Below are 18,284 nucleotides of genomic sequence, written 5' to 3' on the forward strand. Positions count from 1 at the left end.
AATGTAATATTCATGTTACCCCGATAGGTTTGATTAAAATTTATTGACATGAAAAAGACATTTAAAATATTAATGGTGCTTTTGGTTACCTCATTAGCAACTGTTAAAACCTATGCGCAGATAAGTATAGGCGTATCGGTACGGATAGCACCGCCTGCCCTGCCGGTTTATACACAACCGCCATGCCCTGTTGACGGTTATTTATGGACCCCTGGTTACTGGGCATATGCCGAAGATGGCGGATATTACTGGGTACCCGGCGTTTGGATAGCCCCTCCGCGTGTTGGTTTTTTATGGACACCCGGTTACTGGGGTTATGATGGCGCTATTTATGTTTTCCACCAAGGCTACTGGGGCAGGCACATTGGCTTTTATGGCGGTGTAAATTATGGTTACGGCTATGGCGGTGCTGGTTATGTTGGTGGCAGATGGGCTGGCAATTCCTTTCAGTATAATACTGCCGTGGTTAATGTAAACAATACCGTGGTACATAACACTTATATTAACAAAACGGTTATCAATAACAATGTAACCGTAAATAACAATCATACCAGCTTCAATGGCCCTGGTGGTGTAAATGCTACCCCACGACCAGATGAACGTGCTGCAGAACGTGAGCAACATGTACAACCAACTAATGATCAAATCAATCATCAGCAGGTAGCCGGTAAAGATCGCAATCAATTTGCATCGGCTAATAACGGACGCCCGGCTACCGCAGCAATGAATAAGGTGGATGGTAACCGTTTTAATACCGAAGGCCGCAGAGCCAGAACTCCAAACTCAGACGGAACAAATAATAATACCGACAGAGGTAACCGCCCACAGGCTAATAACAACGCCGATAATCATGCCAATGCTAACCCCGATAATGCAAATAAAAATGCATCACCTGGCGATCAGGCAGCAAGAGCCCCTCATCAGCATCAGGCAGCTAATAACCCTAATCCGGATAATAACCGGCAACCGACTCAGAATCAGCAGCACAATAATATGGCTCGTGCACCAAGGCAATTGGTAAGACACCCTGCTCCGGCTAGACCACATAACAATCCAAGACCACAGGAACACGAAAAACACCGATAATAGTTTCCCCAAATTCAATATCATATATACGCAAAAGCCCGGTTGATAAATCAACCGGGCTTTTTATATGTCTTAATTCTTGATTTTAATTTCTGGCTCTGAATCTTAATTCATCCTATATGGAGCGATCAAATAAAACTCCGGTATCTGCACATTAAACGAGGCATTATCCAGCAGGCGATTCATCTGGTACTCGCCTTTCATACTGCCCATATCCGTTTTGAGGTTACAGCCCGATACGTATTCATGCGCATGACCCGGTTCAATAACGGGTTGTTGGCCCACTACACCTTCGCCTTCCACTTCACGTTTTGCGCCGTTTGAATCAAAAATATACCAATGCCTGCTAATAAGCTGTATGGCATAGTTACTCATATTTTCGATATTCACCTTGTAGGCAAACATAAAGTGATCATTAGCCGGATTTGAATATTCGGGCTGATATACGGTCTCGATGGAAACCTTAACACCCTCAGTAATAGTGGTAACCATGTGAATTAATTCTGTTTAGTTCCAAATATAAACATCTAAACAAATATTACGCCATCTCAACAGCATATTTTTCGTCAATTTCTGCTAAAATTTCGTAGAGCTCCTCTAAAGTACCGGCGGTTACCAGTTTCATGCGGTATTCCTTAAAATTTTCGATGCCTTTAAAATAGTTAGAGTAATGCCTGCGCATCTCAAAAACGCCTGTTTTAGGTCCTTTCCACTCAATTGATTTCTGTAAATGGGTGGTACAAGCAGCAATACGCTCGGTAATGGTTGGCTTATCCAGGTGCTCGCCGGTAGCGAAGAAATGCTTGATTTCCCGAAAAATCCAGGGATAACCAATAGCAGCACGGCCTATCATCATACCATCAACACCAAATTCCATGCGCCAATTAGCGGCTTTCTCCGGCGAATCAATATCGCCATTACCAAATATCGGGATCTTGATGCGGGGGTTTTTCTTAATATCACGTATTAACGCCCAATCGGCTACTCCTTTATACATTTGCGCGCGGGTACGGCCATGAATAGTGAGGGCTTTTATCCCCACATCCTGCAGGCGTTCGGCAACTTCGTATACGTTTTTGGTATTATCATCCCAGCCCAGGCGCGTTTTTACGGTTACGGGCAGATGTGTGGCTTCAACCACGGCCTTAGTCATGGCTACCATTTTGTCAATATCCTGCAATAAACTGGCACCGGCACCACGGCAGGCTACCTGTTTTACAGGACAGCCATAATTGATATCCATCAAATCGGGTTTGGCCAGCGTGGCTATTTCGGTAGCCTCACGCATGTGGTCAATATCGCTGCCAAATATCTGGATGCCTATAGGGCGTTCATACTCAAATATATCCAGTTTCTGACGACTCTTAGCCGCATCACGGATCAGTCCTTCAGACGAGATAAACTCCGTGTACATCATATCCGCGCCGTTTTGCTTGCACACGTAACGGAAGGGAGGATCGCTCACATCTTCCATCGGCGCCAGCAACAGCGGGAACTCTCCTAAATCAATATTTCCTATTTGTACAGACATGCTTATCTTTAGCGTTGCAAAAATACGAATTTTACTCCAAATGATAAAAGAACCCGGCAAGGAGCTTACGCCTAATCAAACACAAACACATCCATCAGTGCAATTAATCATTTTAATTGCAGGTACCATACTTTCATTAATCATATTTGGATTGCTGGCATTCGGTATCATTTGGGTCATATATGGATCTAAAACCCTCACCGATGTAGGGAGTTTTAATCTTACCAACAAAAATACCATACCTGGTCTTTGGATATTACAAATAGTAAGCACCACGATTCCCTTATTTGTTGTTCCGGTTCTTTTTGCCAAATTTATTGTTAGCGATACGTCAAATTATTTAAAGGTAAACTTTCATTTTCCGTCTATTTTATTGCTGCTGGTATTTTCCATTATGTTATTTTCTTCGCCAGTGATGGAAGTGCTAGTTAACATCAATCAAAAGCTAACTCTCCCGGCTCCGCTTAAAGGCCTGGAAGATATTATGCGTGCAATGGAACAGCAGGCTCAAAAGGCCACCAATGCTATGTTAACCATGAACTCTTTCGGCTCCATGCTTTTTGCAGTATTTGTTGTTGGCTTGCTCACCGCTATTGCTGAGGAATTTTTATTCAGAGGATGCCTTCAAACCATATTTGTTAAATGGACCGGCAATACCCATGCAGCTATCTGGATCACCGCCATTGCATTCAGTGCATTTCATATGGAATTCTTTTCGTTCTTACCACGTGTGGCCCTTGGTGTTTTCTTTGGTTATTTTGTAGCCTGGAGTGGCAGCGTCTGGACCGGCGTTTGGGCCCATTTTTTAAATAATGGCTCGGCCGTGGTTATTACTTACCTGTACCAACATAAAGCCATTAGTCTTAATCCCGATAATCAGCATGTATTTAATTATGGCGCCTATGTCTTTAGCTTAATATTTATTTTAATTTTGCTTTATATATACAGGAATATAGCGCTCAAAAAGCCCATGTTTAATTTTTAATGGAAAAAGGCTGGATCAAAATTTTTACTTCATCCAATTTTTATCAATCAGAAATTGTTAAGCAAGTGCTTACGGGCCATCATATTGATACCGTTTTGATCAACAAGCAAGATTCATCACATAAGGCCTTTGGCAATATCGAAGTATACATTCACCAGGAGGATTTTAGCAAAGCCATCGAGATCATGATCCTCAATCAAATTAGTTTATGATTTTTGGAGCAAGGACTTTTGGAACAAAGAACAACGATTTTGGGAGCATCCCGATTATTCAAAAATCACTAATTCAAAATTAATGAAAGTACGCGCCATTACCGGCTTCTTTTTTGTTATTGTAATGCTGGGCTCCGTTTTGTTGGGCTCTTATGTATTCAGTGCATTTTACCTGATTCTCACCTCGTTTTGCCTGTTTGAATTTTACAAGCTGGTGCGCGAAGGTGGTTTTAAGCCCAGTCGCGAAAGCGGTTTGATCAATGGCTTCCTGGTTTTCCTGTTTTTCGCGGCCCAGTGTTATTTCCCGGCCTGGAAGTTTATCTTTTTGTTGCCGGTAACTCTAAGCGCGGTTTATATACAGGAGTTGTATAAAAAATCGCCTGCACCGTTCAGCAATTTGGGCTTCACTTTCTTGGGGATCCTTTTGGCGGTTATACCATTTTTGTTTTTCCATGCCATGGCTTTTATGAATGGCCATTTTAATTTCCACCTTCCCATGGGCTTTTTAATTATGCTGTGGAGTAACGATACCGGAGCCTATCTGGCCGGTCGTGCGTTTGGACGCACCAAGCTTTTTGAGCGCCATTCGCCCAAGAAAACCTGGGAGGGATTTTTTGGCGGCGTGGTGATCAGCGCAGCGGCGGCATTAATCATGAGTCATTATTATGTTGAGCTTTCCTGGAAACAATGGGTAAGCATAGCTGTTTTAATATCATGTTTCGGTACCATGGGCGATTTGGTAGAATCTATGTTTAAACGGAGCATCAACGTGAAGGACAGCGGCGGGATATTGCCCGGTCATGGGGGCTTGCTCGACAGGTTCGACGGGCTTTTATTAGCCGCCCCAATTGTTTATGCCTACCTGTACTTCATTTCAAATTAGTAGTTTTGTAATAAATAACCCCATACTATGACTTTTCATAAAGAAGGATATACTTCACTGGCCATAACTGTACTATTTATTTTTGTACTAAATGCATTGATACAGTTCTACCTACCGCAGGCACACGCATTAAAATGGATTGTATACATTTTATCATTCCTGCTGTTTGTAATTATTGTGCAGTTTTTCCGCAGTCCGTTTTTTGATATCAGCACAGACGAAACCACCGTACTTTGCCCTGCCGATGGTAAAGTTGTGGTGATTGAAGAGGCTGACGAAACCGAATACCTGAAAGACAGGCGCATCCAGTTATCGGTTTTTATGTCGCCCGTAAATGTGCATGTGAACCGTAATCCAATAGCGGGTGTGGTAAGTTATTTTAAATATCATAAAGGTAAATACCTGGTAGCCTGGCATCCTAAATCATCAACCGAAAACGAGCGTACCACTGTTGTTGTTCAAAACAGCGAAGGCGTATCGGTACTATTCCGGCAAATAGCTGGCGCTCTGGCCCGCCGTATTGTATGGTATGTAAAGGAAGGTGATATTGTTGAACAAGGTCAGCAATTTGGTTTTATTAAGTTTGGTTCAAGGGTGGATGTATTTTTACCTCTGGGTTCTAAAATATTGGTAAACATTGGCGACGTAGTTAAAGGTGGCCGTACCGTATTGGCTGAGCTGCCCAGCGCACTAACAGCAGTTACCACTACCGAAGAGCGTGCCGCTATCAAACCGGTATCAATGGAGTCATTAACCGCTTCTGCGCCTATTGCAGAGCAAATCGCCGAAGAAGAGCCAACTGTAATTGAAAATGAGGCCCATCAAGGTGAATTGCCATTGGTGATAGATCACCCCAAAACAGAAGAACCCCAAAAACCCGTAAAGAAAGCTGCACCCAAAAAACCGACTGCAGCTAAGGTATCCAAACCAAAAGGCAAAAAGGAGTAATCATTTATTACGATATAGAGTTAAAGCCGGTTTATGACCGGCTTTTTTTGCGTTTACTCATCACTTACACTCTACACCATCACGTCATTGCGAGGCACGAAGCAATCTCTACGAAAGCAGATCAGCTTTCTTAGTTTAAACTTATCATTATGCTCTGTATAGCATAGAGATTGCTTCGTTCCTCGCAATGACGCGTGGAGGGGGAGGTGATCATCAAACATGCATGTAGCAGATAAATACCTCACTACATTCAGCATGACAAACAGGGTAAAAATGAAATTTTTGCCATAAAAAAGGCCTTCCCGGATAAATATCCAGAAAGGCCTTTGCAATATCAAATACTTTTCCGTTATAAACGGAGAAGGAAAATTAAACTCTTTTTGATTTGATACGAGCTGCTTTACCAGTAAGGGCACGCAGGTAGTATAGTTTAGAACGACGTACTTTACCTACGCTGTTCACTTCAATTTTATCAATGTTTGGAGAGTTGATAGGGAAGATACGCTCTACACCTATGCCGTTTGAAACTTTACGAACGGTAAATGTTTCAGTAGTACCTGCACTGTTACGTTGAATAACAACACCTTGGTAAAGCTGAACACGTTCTTTATTTCCTTCTCTGATTTTATAATGTACACTTACAGTATCACCAGCCTTAAAGGAAGGAAACTGCTTTTTTTCTACTGATTGCTCTTCAACAAATTTTACTAAATCCATGATTTTTAGCTCTTAAAGCGATTTTTAGCCCGTAAAAATCGGATTGCAATTATAGGGATTTTTTTTAATATATAAAAGTGTATTTTAAAAATTTCCACATTTTGTTTTTTACTAACAAAATGCGGGTGGTTTTTAGTTGATTTTGTTGATTAAGAGAGTGGTTAGCAATTATAAAAAAATCAAGAAACAACTAAAGCCAATTTCATCAACCCAATCTAATTCCATCAACTCCCTCATCTACTCCAACAGATCGGGCCTGCGGGTTTTGGTACGTTCAAGCGCCTGCTCAAAGCGCCATTTTTCAATTTCGGGAGTATTGCCGCTCAGCAAGATATCGGGCACCTTATAACCATTCCAGTCGGCGGGGCGGGTGTATACCGGAGCATCGAGCATATCATCCTGGAAGGAATCGCTCAGTGCCGATGTTTCATCACTCAGCACACCAGGAATCAGGCGCACTACGGCATCTACCAGTACGGCGGCAGGCAGCTCTCCACCCGATAGCACATAATCGCCAATGGAAATTTCGCGGGTAACGTAAATGTCACGGATGCGCTGATCAATACCTTTATAATGTCCGCATAAAATAATGACATTACCTTTTATAGAAAGCTGGTTAGCGATGGCCTGGTTCAGGCGTTCGCCATCGGGCGACATGAAGATGATCTCATCATACTCTCGCTCGGCTTTTAGTTTTTCTATACAAGCTGCAAACGGAGGGATAGTCATTACCATACCACTGCCGCCGCCATAGGGGTAATCATCAACGCTTTTTTGTTTGCTGGTGGAATAATCACGCAGGTTATGCACATAAATTTCGGCGATGCCCTTTTTTTGGGCTCGCTGTAAAATGGAGTGTGCAAACGGACTTATCAACAAGTCGGGCAAAACGGATATAATATCAAAACGCATGTGCAAAGATAGTAAATCAATGTGCAGATGATTCGATAGAAATAAGAGCCAGGAATCAAGACCCAGGAAGTACTGTTCTTTTTGATCTTCAAAAATCAAATAGCTTTTTCAATCAGCCAGTGATGCCCAAAAGGATCTACCACTTCCCCTTGTCGGTAGCCATAATCATAGTCCTGCACTGCCGATCTTACGGTGGCTCCGGCAGCTTCGGCCTGAGCAACTACCGCGTGTACATCTTCTACAAAAAGACCAATGGTTACCGTGGTAGCGTGGTATTTATCCGGACTTACGGCTGTTGAATGCTGCGTTTGCTCGTGCAAGTGAAACAAAGCTCCATTTATACTTAATTCCGATACATGAATAGTACCGTCATCACCACTAAAACGTCGCAACTCAACAGCGCCAAACGCTTTGATATAAAAACTGATATCGGTTACTCCGTTAGGAATAACCAATTGCGGGGCGAAGATTGGTTTACTTTGCATAACAGATTGATTACGTCACCCCTAATTTAAGCATAAAAAATCTTGGCAATGAAAAAAGCCTATGTTTCCATAGGCTTTCAATATCTGTTATCCTTACTCTAAAAAACTATTCGGACAAATAAACATCCAGCAGCCCCTCAGGCAGGTCGACATAAATCTCACCGCCTTCAACGTCAATACCTTTTATAATATCCACGTTCAATGGAAACATCACCTCTTTGTTTTGATATTGAACAATGGCAATAAGCTGTTGCGGGTATTCCTGTACTTCTAAAATCTCGCCCAGTTCGCCATGGGTTTCATCAACGGCAATAAAGCCTTTGACATCGTTCAGGGTAAATTCGCTTTTTTTCTTTTTTGGCTTCAGCTTGTTGGGCAAATAAATGTCTTTTTTTACCAGCATGGCTGCTTTTTCAATAGTATCTACATCCTCCAGATATAAATAGGCATTGTTTTTTTGCAGATATTTAATCGAGGCAACAAAATAAGGAATCAGCTTGCCTGCTATATCCACAAACAAGGCATCGAATTTAATGGCATCCAGGCCATCGAAATCAACATATATCTGCATTTCGCCTTTGAGGCCTTTGGTTTTTAATATACTACCTACCCGGAAACAATCTTCGGTTTTCATAAAAAATAGCTTTTAAAAACAAAGGCGAAGCTGTTTTGCTTCGCCTTTGATAAGAGTTGAGAAGCGAGGCTTTATATTCCTTACTTCTTCAAAAAAATTATTCTGCGCTTTCAGCAGCGTCTGTTTCAGCAGCAGCTTCTTCAGCCGGTGCTTCCTCTTCTGCAACAGGAGCATTTTTAGCAGCAATTGCAGCAGCTTTTTCTTCTTTCTTTTTAGCTTCAGCAGCCAAAGCAGCTTTACGCGCTTCGTCTTTTGCTGATACTAAACCAGCTTTTTTACCACTGATCTTACCGTCTTTTTGCTCGGTCCACTCTGCAAATTTAGCTGCAGCTTGTTCTTCGGTTAAAGCACCTTTTTTAACACCACCTTCTAAGTGTTTTTTGTAAAGCACACCTTTGTATGAAAGGATAGCGCGACAAGTATCTGTTGGCTGGGCACCTGTGTTAACCCACTCTAAAGTTTTGTCGAAGTTAATGTCGATAGTTGCAGGATTGGTGTTTGGGTTGTATGAACCTAAACGCTCAATGAAACGACCGTCGCGTGGAGCGCGGGCATCTGCTACTACGATGTAGTAAAAAGGTTTGCCTTTTTTACCGTGTCTTTGCAGTCTGATCTTAGTTGCCATTTTTTCTTTTTATGTATTCAACATGTCCCCGGAGTACTTTCTGCGGGGATGCAAAGGTATAAATTATTTGTAATAAATTAAAAGCCTTGTAATTAATTATTTATTTAACCCAAACGGGGTTATGAGGTAATTGAAAAAAATTGCAATTTCAGGGCCATGAGCTTAAACAGAAAATTACGTATAGCTATTGATATGGACGAGGTAATGGCCGATACTATTGCCAAATTTATTACCCTTTATGATGAACGGCACCAAACCAAAATATCTTTGGGCGATATGCATGGTAAGGAGTTCAGGGAAATACTCCCGCCACACTTAAGCAACAGCATGCGAGAGTACATCAATGAAAGGGGCTTTTTTCGCGATTTGCCAGTGATGCCGGGGTGCCAGGAAGTGGTAAAGGCACTGCACGAGAAGTATGATGTATATATTGCATCAGCCGCAATGGAGTTCAAGCACTCTTTAGAAGATAAGCTGGATTGGCTTAATGAGCATTTCCCTTTTATTTCCTGGACTAATATTATTTTTTGCGGGCACAAGATTTTAGATGTTGACGTGATGATTGATGACCGGATCAAGAATTTTGTAACATTTAAAGGACGTAAGTTGTTATTCAGCTCCCCGCACAACCTTTTAATCAACGATTTTGAGCGTGTTAATAACTGGAATGATGTTGCAACTAAATTATTACGTGAACATGATGAACAAACTTTGAAATAAATATCCTATATTTAAAATGGTAGCCCCCCTTACCATTAATTTATAGTATGTTAAACCATACAACTATTAACGCTGTTGATTGCGTACTTGCTTATGATACCCATGAGCAAAAGTATCTGTTTATAGGGCCTGGTATTGACAATATTTTGGGTGTAACGCCACAGGAACTCTATCAAAATAAGGATGCGTGGAATAATCTGATCGAAAAAAAACACCTTGCCGGTATAATATCCCTTATTAATAATCTCGCCGAAAACAACAGCATTGAGTTAAACTATCAGATAACCACCCCACAGCAAATCACTAAAAATATAACTGATAAAAAGAGCCTTATTACCGATGAGGCTACCGGGCATAAAATATTATTAAGCACTATTAAAGAAACATCTGTTAAACCCAACTGCTTTACAGCAGCAACAACGGGGGCCGAACATAGCCAACAATTCTTAAACTCCCTCATTGATTCTCAAACCAGTTTTTTAATACGGATAGGCATCGATGGGAATTATACTTTTGTTAATAAGCAATATTTAAAAACACTGGGATATGAGGCCAAAGATATCTTAGGTAAGCATTTTTCTGTAACAAGCTTACCGGAGGATGCTCATTTATGCGAGAATGCCTTTATGGAGTGTTTACACAACCCTGGCAAGGTGGTTTCATTACTGCATAAAAAACCAGATATGCTGGGAAATCTGCTTGATACCGAATGGGAGTTGATATCTGTGGTTAATGAAAAAGGTGAGGTATGTGAGGTCCAGGGCATTGGCCACGATGTAACAGAAAAGATTAAGGTAGAAGCCGAGATCAGGGACACAGCTCAGAAATTGGATACTTTTATTGAAAGTATAACCGACTCGTTTTTTATTATTGACAACGATTGGCGGTTTGTGCGGGTAAATGCCGCGTTTGAAAAAATATGGGGAAAGCTCCGCTCCCAATTATTAGGTAAAGTAATATGGGATTTATTCCCTCAGCTTATTAATACCCCTTTTGAGACCGCTTATCGTGAAGCACAAACCAAACAGGAGAGCGTAAAGTTCATGGTATATTTTGCCCCATTGAACAAATGGTTCCGCACAGCAGTTTATCCATCTGCCGAAGGCATAACTGTATTCGCCAAAAACATTACTTATGAGATGCGTGCGCAGGAGGAAGCTTTATGGACTAAGAACAACCTGGAAGCATTGATCAACAACACGAATGATAAAATATGGTCGGTAGATACAGATCTCCGTTATGTTTACATGAACAATGCCTATATAGCTCAAATAAAAGCAATGACCGGCATAGCGCCTCAAAAAGGAGAGTATTCTTATAAAGATATGGGCTTTCCGCAGGAAGTTATTGATGAATGGGCGGCCTATTACCAGCGGTCGTTAAACGGTGAAAATTATACGCTTGTTTTAGAAAGTGTTGATGATGAAGCCAAAAACCCAGCGTTTTATGAAGTAAGTTTTAACCCTATTTTTTCATCCAGTGGAGAAATCAAAGGTGTTGGGTGTTTTGCCCATGATATATCGGAGAGACTTAAAACCGAACAGGAACTACTGAGTCAAAATAAACGCATGCGCAATATTGCCTCGCTAAGCTCCCATGAGTTAAGAAGACCCGTTGCAAGCATGCTGGGTCTTATCAATATTATGGACAGAGAAAACCCCAACAATCCCGAAAACAAACAAATTATGGATTATCTGCACATTGTAAGCACCGAAATTGACGATGTAATACGCCTCATTGTTGATCACACCTTTACAGGGAAATAATACAAGAGATTATATGGCTACATTGACAATATCTCAACCAGTTTTAACAGGTTAGGATTGATCTCGATGTGGTGTTTTATAGCGTGCTCAAACGGTGTATAAGCTATTTCGTTATGAATAATACCTATCATTTCATTACGATGGCCATCTCTTAAAGCTTCAACTGCGGCAGCGCCTACCCGGCTTGCCAATACCCTGTCCATACAGCTTGGTGCACCGCCGCGTTGTATGTGCCCTAATATCGAGATACGGGTATCATAATGAGGAAATTTTTCCTGAACCAAACGCCCAACCTCAAAAGCACCGCCAGCTTCTTCGCCCTCTGCTACAATAACAATCCGGGAGGTTTTATCTTTACGACCATGCTCCAGGCGATTAAATAAACCTTCCATGCCACCTTTGCTTTCGGGTATCAGAATGGCTTCTGCACCGGCAGCAATACCTGTGCGCAAAGCGATCAGCCCAGAGTCGCGGCCCATTACTTCAACAATAAACAATCTATCATGTGATTCTGCTGTATCTCTGATCTTATCCACCGCTTCAACAACCGTATTAATAGCTGTATCATAACCTATGGTAAAATCGGTACCCATCAAATCATTATCAATGGTACCAGGTAAGCCAATCACCGGGATGTCGTATTCACTGCCAAACACCTTAGCACCGGTAAAAGTACCGTCACCGCCAATGGCTACCAAGGCATCAACATTATGTTTTTTTAATTGGTCATATGCTTGTTTGCGACCTTCGGGGGTTCTGAAATTATCGCAGCGGGCTGTTTTCAAGATAGTTCCGCCCCGCTGTATAATATTTGAAACCGATTTACGGTTCATCGGTATAAAATCGCCTTTGGTCATACCATCATAACCGCGGCGTATACCGGTAACTGCAATATCATAATATATAGCCGTACGTACAACCGCCCTGATGGCAGCGTTCATTCCCGGCGCGTCGCCACCTGAAGTAAAAAGTCCGATGTTTTTAATCTGCGTCATTTTTTATACTGATACGGGCATTAGGGGCCCTACCTTTAAAAAATTGAATAATTTAATTAAGTATTTTAAAGTTGCCCTTAAATAAAAACGCGGCTAAGCTTTAAAACTTGCCGCGAATTTACATTTTATTTTCTAACGTCGGGTCTACTTTTTGAAAGCAGCGAGACCACTATCTAAAAACTTAATATAGTTATCAACGCTAAAATTGGCTCCCTGCGGCGGAACCAGTAAATTACCTTCACTATCCATTATTACATAATAAGGCTGCGAGTTTGTGCTAAATTTCGTTGCTTCGTAGTCGCTATTTTTAGCACCAATATTGGTGATTTTTTTCCCGCTGAATGTAGATGTATAAAATTCAGATGTAGGAAGTGCTGTTTTTTCATCAACATAAAGCTCAAGCAACACAAAATCATTTTGCATTCGTTTACGTACACCAGCATCGGGCCATACATCATTCTCCATTTTACGACAATTAGGACAGTTCCAACCGGTAAAATCAATCAATATTGGCTTTTTTAATTCTTTCGATACCTGCAGTGCCTGTTCGTAATCATACCATTCATTCAAACCTTCGTGTTTCCCCCGGGCAAAAATCGCTTCGTATTTTTTTTCTTTTATAGAAACCTTTTGTTCCGGAGCGGCATTTCCCCCTCCTGTCGATCTGGTAAGATCAAAATCCTGCGTAGCCGGTGGTGGCAAAAATCCACTGATAACTTTAAGCGGCGCTCCCCATAAGCCGGGTATCATATAAATGGTAAACGAAAAAACAATAATGGCTAAAAAAATACGGGGTATAGTAAGATATTTCACATCACTATCATGTGAGAATTTTATCTTCCCAATCAGGTAAAGCCCCATCATTAGTCCAATAGTTATCCAAAGTGAGAGGAATATCTCCCTGTCGAACCAGTTCCAATGATAAGCCAGATCAACATTTGATAAAAACTTAAGCGCGAAGGCCAGTTCCAGAAAGCCCAAGACAACCTTTACACTATTTAACCAGCCACCGGATTTTGGAAGGCTTTTTAATGCTGAAGGGAATAGCGCGAATATGGTAAACGGCAGCGCCAATGCTAGTGCAAAGCCAAACATCCCAACGGCAGGACCTAGCCGGTCGCCTTTGGAAGCAGCGTCAACCAGCAAAGTGCCAATAATTGGCCCCGTGCATGAAAAAGACACCACCACCAGCGTAGAGGCCATAAAGAATATGCCAGCAAGGCCTCCTTTATCAGCATTTTCATCCAGTTTGTTTGCTAATGAGCTTGGCAGTGTGATTTCAAATGCCCCCAGGAACGACACCCCAAATACAACAAGCAACAAGAAGAAAAATATATTGAATATTCCGTTTGTTGCCAACTGATTGAGGGCATCTGAACCAAAAATAATAGAGATTAATAGCCCCAGGGTTACGTAGATAATAATAATAGATACCCCATAAATAAGCGATTGACCTATGGCCTTTTTACGGCTGCCGCTCTTTTTGGTAAAAAAACTTACCGTTAGTGGCAGTAATGGATATATGCAAGGCAGTATCACTGCTGTAAAACCGCCCAGGAGCCCAAATATGAATATTTGCCAAAGTGTTTTTGGCTTTTCTGTAGATGGCACCTTTTGCTGTTGCGCTTTTTGTTTAGCCACAGCCTCAGCTTTTGCAGCCGAATCGGCTGCCTTTTTCCTGATGGCTACGCTATCTGCAGCGGTAGGGATATCCGTAAACTGTACGCCCGCAGTGGATACAGTATCTACTTTATTTTTTTGTATGGCCAATGCTGGTGTAACACCAACGGAACAAAAAATGGCCAATACCATTAAAGTCGTCAGTACTATGCGTAAATAAACGCCCTTTTTTAATAGTTTCATTTCTGTCTTCCTTGAGGTAAAATTATTTGCCTAAAGGAATAGTAAAGTCAACATCTTCCGGTGGAAGACATTTTTTGTCGTTACAGGTCATGTACGTAAGCTTGCCGGTTACGCTTGTGGCCGAGGTTGATTTAAGACTTATTTTTTGTTGAAAAACTACTTCTTTTTCAAAGTAGCTTACATTCATATTAAAAGCTTTTTCGAATTTGGTAACCGGGGTTGGCTCCGAGGGTTTGCCAACCGGTGCGTATAATTTTGAAGGTGTAAACTCAAACGAAGTTTTTATTGGCCCGCCATCTTTAACATTGAGTGAGTAAATATGCCAGCTGGGTTGAATAGTAGCCTTTAAAAACACAATGGCTTCTTTATCATTCAACTTTTTTGCCGCGTATGACCATCTTACCGGCGTTTCGATCTGGGCATAAGCCCCTGCGCATATCACTAATGCAACAATTACCAACAGTACTTTCTTCATTTAATTATTTATTTAAAAATTCAATTTGTTTTAAACTAAACTCTTGTTGGCCGTTATTATTTTCAACAACCAGCATCCCGTTTTCTTTTACATTTTTTATCACTCCGTCAAAAATCCCCTCATTTGACCTGAAAGGTTTTACTTCGTTTAACCAATATAGTCGGGATAAGTAAGTATTCCTTACAAACAAAAATTTACCCGCTCTTAAATTAAGGTAATATGCCTCAATATGACCGCAAATTTCTGACAATATTGTTTTCAAATCATAATCCCTGTGTAAGATTTGCTTGAGGGATATAGCATTGCCTGCTCCTGATTCAAAACTTTCCTGGTTGATATTAAGGCCAATACCAATAATAGCATCTTTGATATGAACACCTTGCACATGCGTTTCTATCAATATGCCGCCCAGCTTTCTGTCGCCATAATAAATATCATTGGGCCATTTTATTTTAAGATCATCGCCCAGGTAAGGGTGCAAAGCATCATAAACCCCTAGGCTTACTACGCGGTTCAAATCAAACTGATCGGTTACGGCTAAGAATTCTGGTGTCAGTAAAATACTGAAAGTAAGGTTTTTTCCAGGTTCACTATGCCATTTATTTTGCTGCTGACCTCTGCCTGCATATTGGCTTTCTGCCATAATGACCGTACCTTCGGGCAATGGCTTGGAATTTGACAGTAATGTTTTGAGGAATGTGTTGGTTGAGTCAACTTGTTGAATTGTTACTAAATTTTGACCAACAAATAATCCCGAAAATATGTTATTTTGCAAAGTATAATAATTTTTAACCCAAGAACGTTCAAAACTAATTCTTTTTGATGGTAAAAAACAAAGTGTTAAATCAATCGGCCTATATTTCTGAGCTGGCCATACATGGCATACAGGAAAAAAAGGGGAATGATATTATAAGGTTAGACCTCCGGAATATATTGGGCTCGGTATCGGATTATTTTGTGATCTGCCATGCCGATTCATCAACACAGGTAAAAGCTATTGCCAATAGTATTGAAGAAGAAATTTTTAAAGCTACACAACAGGAACCCTGGCGCAAGGAAGGTCTTGAATATGCAGAGTGGATACTACTTGATTATGTGGATGTTGTGATTCACGTTTTCAGAACCGACAAACGTGAGTTTTACGGCGTAGAAGATCTGTGGGGTGATGCCGAGATTAAATATTACAAAAGTGCTTAAACTTTCGTCACAATTACCCTCCGGGTTGAGTCATGGTACTAAACCTTTGTAAATTTTAAATTATAGATTGTAAGTTTGAGCTCGTAACAAAGAAATGAAAGATATTAAAGATAATAAATCAGAAAGTCCGAAACCTATCAGGAAAATACTTAATAAAAAAACACCGCCTAAACCGCCCAAGTTTAATATCATGTGGCTTTACGGCATTGTTATTTTAGCATTTTTACTGGTGCCTACTCTTTTAAGCGGCGGCTCGGGAACACCAACTACCTTCAAGGATGTTGAAGTGATGCTTAAACAAAATGACGTTGAAAAACTGATAGCCTATAAAAGCGGAGACCTGGTAACTGCCGAAGTTTACATCAAAAAAGAAAGCTTAAGCAAACCTCAATATGCCAAAGCAGGTAAAGATCAGCGCTTGTTTAATACCACGAACAACGGCCCTCAATATACATTTACCGATGCATCATACGAAAGCCTGAAACAATCTGTCGCAAATGCTCAGAAAGATATGCCGGAGGATCAAAAAGTAACCCTTCAGTATGAGCAAGGTCATGAAAGCTTTTTATCAAACTGGTTAGTGCAGGGTGTTATCATGGTTATCCTGTTTGCTGGTGTATGGATATTTATCATGCGTCGCATGTCAGGCGGCTCGGGAGGCGGCCCTGGTGGTCAGATATTTAATATTGGCAAATCAAAAGCTACCCTTTTTGATAAAGAAGCGCAGGTATCCGTAACTTTTAACGATGTTGCGGGTTTGGAAGAAGCCAAACAAGAGGTAATGGAGATTGTAGATTTCCTTAAAAACCCTAAAAAATATACTAATCTGGGTGGTAAAATACCCAAAGGAGCTCTTCTGGTAGGCTCACCGGGTACCGGTAAAACATTATTGGCCAAAGCCGTTGCTGGTGAGGCCCAGGTGCCATTCTTCTCGCTGTCAGGCTCTGATTTTGTGGAGATGTTTGTGGGTGTGGGTGCGTCACGTGTACGTGATTTGTTCCGCCAGGCAAAAGATAAGGCTCCATGTATCATATTTATCGACGAAATTGATGCCATTGGCCGAGCCCGTGGTAAAAACAATATTGTTGGTGGTAATGATGAGCGTGAAAACACATTAAACCAGTTATTGGTGGAGATGGATGGTTTCGGCACCGATTCAGGTATTATTATACTGGCAGCCACAAACCGTCCGGATGTATTGGATTCTGCGTTATTACGCCCGGGTCGTTTCGACAGACAGGTATCTATTGATAAGCCGGATTTGATCGGTCGTGAGCAAATCTTCAAAGTTCACCTGAAGCCTATCAAACTATCAGATGGTGTTGACGCGAAAAAATTATCGGCACAAACACCTGGTTTTGCCGGTGCAGAGATAGCTAACGTTTGTAACGAAGCGGCTTTGATTGCCGCCCGTAAAAATAAAGAGTCGGTTGATATGACTGATTTTCAGGATGCCATTGACCGTGTTATTGGCGGTTTGGAAAAGAAAAACAAGATCATATCTCCCGAAGAAAAACGCATCGTGGCTTACCACGAAGCTGGTCACGCTATTGCAGGCTGGTTCCTGGAACATGCCGATCCATTGGTTAAAGTATCCATCGTTCCACGTGGCGTGGCAGCTTTGGGCTATGCCCAATATCTGCCAAAAGAGCAGTTTTTATATACTACCGAACAATTGCTGGATGAAATGAGCGTTTCGATGGGCGGCCGTGTTGCCGAAGACATTGTTTTTGGCAGAATATCAACCGGTGCGCTGAGCGATTTGGAACGCATTACCAAACTGGCTTATGCCATGACCAAAATATATGGCATGAATGGTAGTGTAGGTAATGTTTCTTTCTACGACCCACAAGGTGAATATCAGTTCAACAAACCTTATTCTGATACCACTGCCGAGATGATTGATAATGAAGTTCGTAAACTGGTTGATGATGTTTATCAAAAAACCAAAGTATTACTGAATGAAAAACGTGAAGGATTGGAAAAGATAGCTCAGAAGCTATTAGAGAAAGAGGTACTATTTCAATCAGATCTGGAAGAGATATTGGGTAAGCGTCCGTTTGACGAGCGCACCACCTATGATAAATTTGTGAATGGTGAGGCTGCGTTAAACCCCGATGTTGATAACAACGCCATTCCTGATAGCTTAACCAACCCAGAGCTTTCCAGAATTGACGGGGAAGAGCCGAAACTTTAATAAATATCAATGATATAAAGCCATCAGCCTTGCTGATGGCTTTGCTATTTTTA

General features: G+C 41.3%; 19 protein-coding genes and 1 pseudogene. 9 read left to right on the forward strand and 11 right to left on the reverse strand.

Features of this window, described 5'->3' with window-relative positions; all coding sequences use genetic code 11:
- The first annotated feature begins 48 nt into the window (after nucleotides 1–48).
- Nucleotides 49–1,086, forward strand: a complete 1,038-nt coding sequence (locus G7092_RS28460) for a YXWGXW repeat-containing protein (protein WP_166095328.1) — start codon at nucleotides 49–51, stop codon at nucleotides 1,084–1,086.
- A gap of 105 nt (nucleotides 1,087–1,191) precedes the next feature.
- On the opposite strand, the gene apaG is transcribed toward G7092_RS28460, so the two are convergent.
- Together apaG and dusB are read right to left on the reverse strand one after the other, a co-directional pair.
- Entirely contained in the window at nucleotides 1,192–1,578 is a 387-nt protein-coding gene (gene apaG / locus G7092_RS28465) for a Co2+/Mg2+ efflux facilitator ApaG/CorD (RefSeq protein ID WP_166095331.1), read from the reverse strand.
- A gap of 46 nt (nucleotides 1,579–1,624) precedes the next feature.
- Nucleotides 1,625–2,617, reverse strand: a complete 993-nt coding sequence (dusB, locus tag G7092_RS28470) for a tRNA dihydrouridine synthase DusB (protein WP_166095334.1) — start codon at nucleotides 2,615–2,617, stop codon at nucleotides 1,625–1,627.
- A gap of 40 nt (nucleotides 2,618–2,657) precedes the next feature.
- On the opposite strand from dusB, the gene G7092_RS28475 reads away from it, so the two are divergent.
- The 4 genes and pseudogenes from G7092_RS28475 to G7092_RS28490 all read left to right on the forward strand — a co-directional run.
- Nucleotides 2,658–3,602: a CPBP family intramembrane glutamic endopeptidase gene (locus G7092_RS28475; protein ID WP_166095336.1), complete on the forward strand. Its 945-nt coding sequence runs from the start codon at nucleotides 2,658–2,660 to the stop codon at nucleotides 3,600–3,602.
- Nucleotides 3,602–3,814 (forward strand): putative signal transducing protein, encoded by a 213-nt coding sequence (locus tag G7092_RS28480; RefSeq protein WP_166095338.1) that lies wholly within the window; start codon nucleotides 3,602–3,604, stop codon nucleotides 3,812–3,814. The genes G7092_RS28475 and G7092_RS28480 overlap by 1 nt, the downstream gene beginning before the upstream one ends.
- Nucleotides 3,815–3,896: 82 nt before the next feature.
- Nucleotides 3,897–4,697, forward strand: coding sequence for a phosphatidate cytidylyltransferase (locus G7092_RS28485; protein ID WP_166095340.1), 801 nt, complete (start codon nucleotides 3,897–3,899; stop codon nucleotides 4,695–4,697).
- A 27-nt stretch (nucleotides 4,698–4,724) separates the two neighbouring features.
- Nucleotides 4,725–5,378, forward strand: a pseudogene (locus tag G7092_RS28490) (phosphatidylserine decarboxylase family protein); the annotation flags it as partial.
- A gap of 636 nt (nucleotides 5,379–6,014) precedes the next feature.
- On the opposite strand, the gene rplS reads toward G7092_RS28490, so the two are convergent.
- The 5 genes from rplS to G7092_RS28515 all read right to left on the reverse strand — a co-directional run bounded on the left by rplS (nucleotide 6,015) and on the right by G7092_RS28515 (nucleotide 9,018).
- Nucleotides 6,015–6,362 carry a 50S ribosomal protein L19 gene (gene rplS, locus G7092_RS28495; RefSeq protein ID WP_166095341.1) on the reverse strand — a complete coding sequence of 116 codons (348 nt, stop codon included), beginning with the start codon at nucleotides 6,360–6,362 and terminating at the stop codon, nucleotides 6,015–6,017.
- A gap of 237 nt (nucleotides 6,363–6,599) precedes the next feature.
- The gene (gene trmD, locus G7092_RS28500; protein WP_166095343.1) at nucleotides 6,600–7,274 is read right to left on the reverse strand and encodes a tRNA (guanosine(37)-N1)-methyltransferase TrmD; all 675 of its coding nucleotides are present in this window, start codon (nucleotides 7,272–7,274) and stop codon (nucleotides 6,600–6,602) included.
- 95 nt (nucleotides 7,275–7,369) lie between these two features.
- Nucleotides 7,370–7,759, reverse strand: coding sequence for a VOC family protein (locus G7092_RS28505; protein ID WP_166095345.1), 390 nt, complete (start codon nucleotides 7,757–7,759; stop codon nucleotides 7,370–7,372).
- Nucleotides 7,760–7,865: 106 nt separating this feature from the next.
- Nucleotides 7,866–8,393: a ribosome maturation factor RimM gene (rimM, locus tag G7092_RS28510; RefSeq protein ID WP_166095347.1), complete on the reverse strand. Its 528-nt coding sequence runs from the start codon at nucleotides 8,391–8,393 to the stop codon at nucleotides 7,866–7,868.
- 97 nt (nucleotides 8,394–8,490) lie between these two features.
- On the reverse strand, nucleotides 8,491–9,018 hold the full coding sequence (locus G7092_RS28515) for a 30S ribosomal protein S16 (RefSeq protein ID WP_166095350.1): 528 nt from the start codon (nucleotides 9,016–9,018) through the stop codon (nucleotides 8,491–8,493).
- 156 nt (nucleotides 9,019–9,174) lie between these two features.
- Between G7092_RS28515 and G7092_RS28520 the strand changes: the two genes are divergently transcribed.
- Nucleotides 9,175–9,738: a 5' nucleotidase, NT5C type gene (locus tag G7092_RS28520; RefSeq protein WP_235953962.1), complete on the forward strand. Its 564-nt coding sequence runs from the start codon at nucleotides 9,175–9,177 to the stop codon at nucleotides 9,736–9,738.
- A gap of 47 nt (nucleotides 9,739–9,785) precedes the next feature.
- Entirely contained in the window at nucleotides 9,786–11,504 is a 1,719-nt protein-coding gene (locus G7092_RS28525; protein WP_166095353.1) for a PAS domain S-box protein, read from the forward strand.
- A gap of 17 nt (nucleotides 11,505–11,521) precedes the next feature.
- Here the strand turns inward: G7092_RS28525 and pfkA are convergent, their stop codons facing one another.
- The 4 genes from pfkA to G7092_RS28545 all read right to left on the reverse strand — a co-directional run bounded on the left by pfkA (nucleotide 11,522) and on the right by G7092_RS28545 (nucleotide 15,612).
- Nucleotides 11,522–12,499 carry a 6-phosphofructokinase gene (gene pfkA / locus G7092_RS28530; protein ID WP_076376636.1) on the reverse strand — a complete coding sequence of 326 codons (978 nt, stop codon included), beginning with the start codon at nucleotides 12,497–12,499 and terminating at the stop codon, nucleotides 11,522–11,524.
- Nucleotides 12,500–12,643: 144 nt separating this feature from the next.
- The gene (locus tag G7092_RS28535) at nucleotides 12,644–14,362 is read right to left on the reverse strand and encodes a protein-disulfide reductase DsbD family protein (protein WP_235953963.1); all 1,719 of its coding nucleotides are present in this window, start codon (nucleotides 14,360–14,362) and stop codon (nucleotides 12,644–12,646) included.
- 22 nt (nucleotides 14,363–14,384) lie between these two features.
- Nucleotides 14,385–14,837, reverse strand: coding sequence for a protein-disulfide reductase DsbD domain-containing protein (locus tag G7092_RS28540; protein ID WP_166095356.1), 453 nt, complete (start codon nucleotides 14,835–14,837; stop codon nucleotides 14,385–14,387).
- Between the two features lie 4 nt (nucleotides 14,838–14,841).
- On the reverse strand, nucleotides 14,842–15,612 hold the full coding sequence (locus G7092_RS28545) for a biotin--[acetyl-CoA-carboxylase] ligase (RefSeq protein WP_166095358.1): 771 nt from the start codon (nucleotides 15,610–15,612) through the stop codon (nucleotides 14,842–14,844).
- Between the two features lie 47 nt (nucleotides 15,613–15,659).
- Between G7092_RS28545 and rsfS the strand changes: the two genes are divergently transcribed.
- Both rsfS and ftsH read left to right on the forward strand, forming a co-directional pair.
- Entirely contained in the window at nucleotides 15,660–16,034 is a 375-nt protein-coding gene (gene rsfS / locus G7092_RS28550; protein ID WP_166095361.1) for a ribosome silencing factor, read from the forward strand.
- A gap of 94 nt (nucleotides 16,035–16,128) precedes the next feature.
- Nucleotides 16,129–18,231 carry an ATP-dependent zinc metalloprotease FtsH gene (ftsH, locus tag G7092_RS28555; RefSeq protein ID WP_166095363.1) on the forward strand — a complete coding sequence of 701 codons (2,103 nt, stop codon included), beginning with the start codon at nucleotides 16,129–16,131 and terminating at the stop codon, nucleotides 18,229–18,231.
- The last annotated feature ends 53 nt before the right edge of the window (nucleotides 18,232–18,284 follow it).

The sequence above is a fragment of the Mucilaginibacter inviolabilis genome, assembly GCF_011089895.1.
Classification (GTDB): domain Bacteria; phylum Bacteroidota; class Bacteroidia; order Sphingobacteriales; family Sphingobacteriaceae; genus Mucilaginibacter; species Mucilaginibacter inviolabilis.

What these genes read in the sequence shown, in the direction of transcription:
- G7092_RS28460 (WP_166095328.1), top strand. Translation starts at nt 49, where the DNA reads ATGAAAAAGACATTTAAAATATTAATGGTGCTTTTGGTTACCTCATTA.
- apaG (WP_166095331.1), bottom strand. Translation starts at nt 1,578, where the DNA reads ATGGTTACCACTATTACTGAGGGTGTTAAGGTTTCCATCGAGACCGTA.
- dusB (WP_166095334.1), bottom strand. Translation starts at nt 2,617, where the DNA reads ATGTCTGTACAAATAGGAAATATTGATTTAGGAGAGTTCCCGCTGTTG.
- G7092_RS28475 (WP_166095336.1), top strand. Translation starts at nt 2,658, where the DNA reads ATGATAAAAGAACCCGGCAAGGAGCTTACGCCTAATCAAACACAAACA.
- G7092_RS28480 (WP_166095338.1), top strand. Translation starts at nt 3,602, where the DNA reads ATGGAAAAAGGCTGGATCAAAATTTTTACTTCATCCAATTTTTATCAA.
- G7092_RS28485 (WP_166095340.1), top strand. Translation starts at nt 3,897, where the DNA reads ATGAAAGTACGCGCCATTACCGGCTTCTTTTTTGTTATTGTAATGCTG.
- rplS (WP_166095341.1), bottom strand. Translation starts at nt 6,362, where the DNA reads ATGGATTTAGTAAAATTTGTTGAAGAGCAATCAGTAGAAAAAAAGCAG.
- trmD (WP_166095343.1), bottom strand. Translation starts at nt 7,274, where the DNA reads ATGCGTTTTGATATTATATCCGTTTTGCCCGACTTGTTGATAAGTCCG.
- G7092_RS28505 (WP_166095345.1), bottom strand. Translation starts at nt 7,759, where the DNA reads ATGCAAAGTAAACCAATCTTCGCCCCGCAATTGGTTATTCCTAACGGA.
- rimM (WP_166095347.1), bottom strand. Translation starts at nt 8,393, where the DNA reads ATGAAAACCGAAGATTGTTTCCGGGTAGGTAGTATATTAAAAACCAAA.
- G7092_RS28515 (WP_166095350.1), bottom strand. Translation starts at nt 9,018, where the DNA reads ATGGCAACTAAGATCAGACTGCAAAGACACGGTAAAAAAGGCAAACCT.
- G7092_RS28520 (WP_235953962.1), top strand. Translation starts at nt 9,175, where the DNA reads ATGAGCTTAAACAGAAAATTACGTATAGCTATTGATATGGACGAGGTA.
- G7092_RS28525 (WP_166095353.1), top strand. Translation starts at nt 9,786, where the DNA reads ATGTTAAACCATACAACTATTAACGCTGTTGATTGCGTACTTGCTTAT.
- pfkA (WP_076376636.1), bottom strand. Translation starts at nt 12,499, where the DNA reads ATGACGCAGATTAAAAACATCGGACTTTTTACTTCAGGTGGCGACGCG.
- G7092_RS28535 (WP_235953963.1), bottom strand. Translation starts at nt 14,362, where the DNA reads ATGAAACTATTAAAAAAGGGCGTTTATTTACGCATAGTACTGACGACT.
- G7092_RS28540 (WP_166095356.1), bottom strand. Translation starts at nt 14,837, where the DNA reads ATGAAGAAAGTACTGTTGGTAATTGTTGCATTAGTGATATGCGCAGGG.
- rsfS (WP_166095361.1), top strand. Translation starts at nt 15,660, where the DNA reads ATGGTAAAAAACAAAGTGTTAAATCAATCGGCCTATATTTCTGAGCTG.
- ftsH (WP_166095363.1), top strand. Translation starts at nt 16,129, where the DNA reads ATGAAAGATATTAAAGATAATAAATCAGAAAGTCCGAAACCTATCAGG.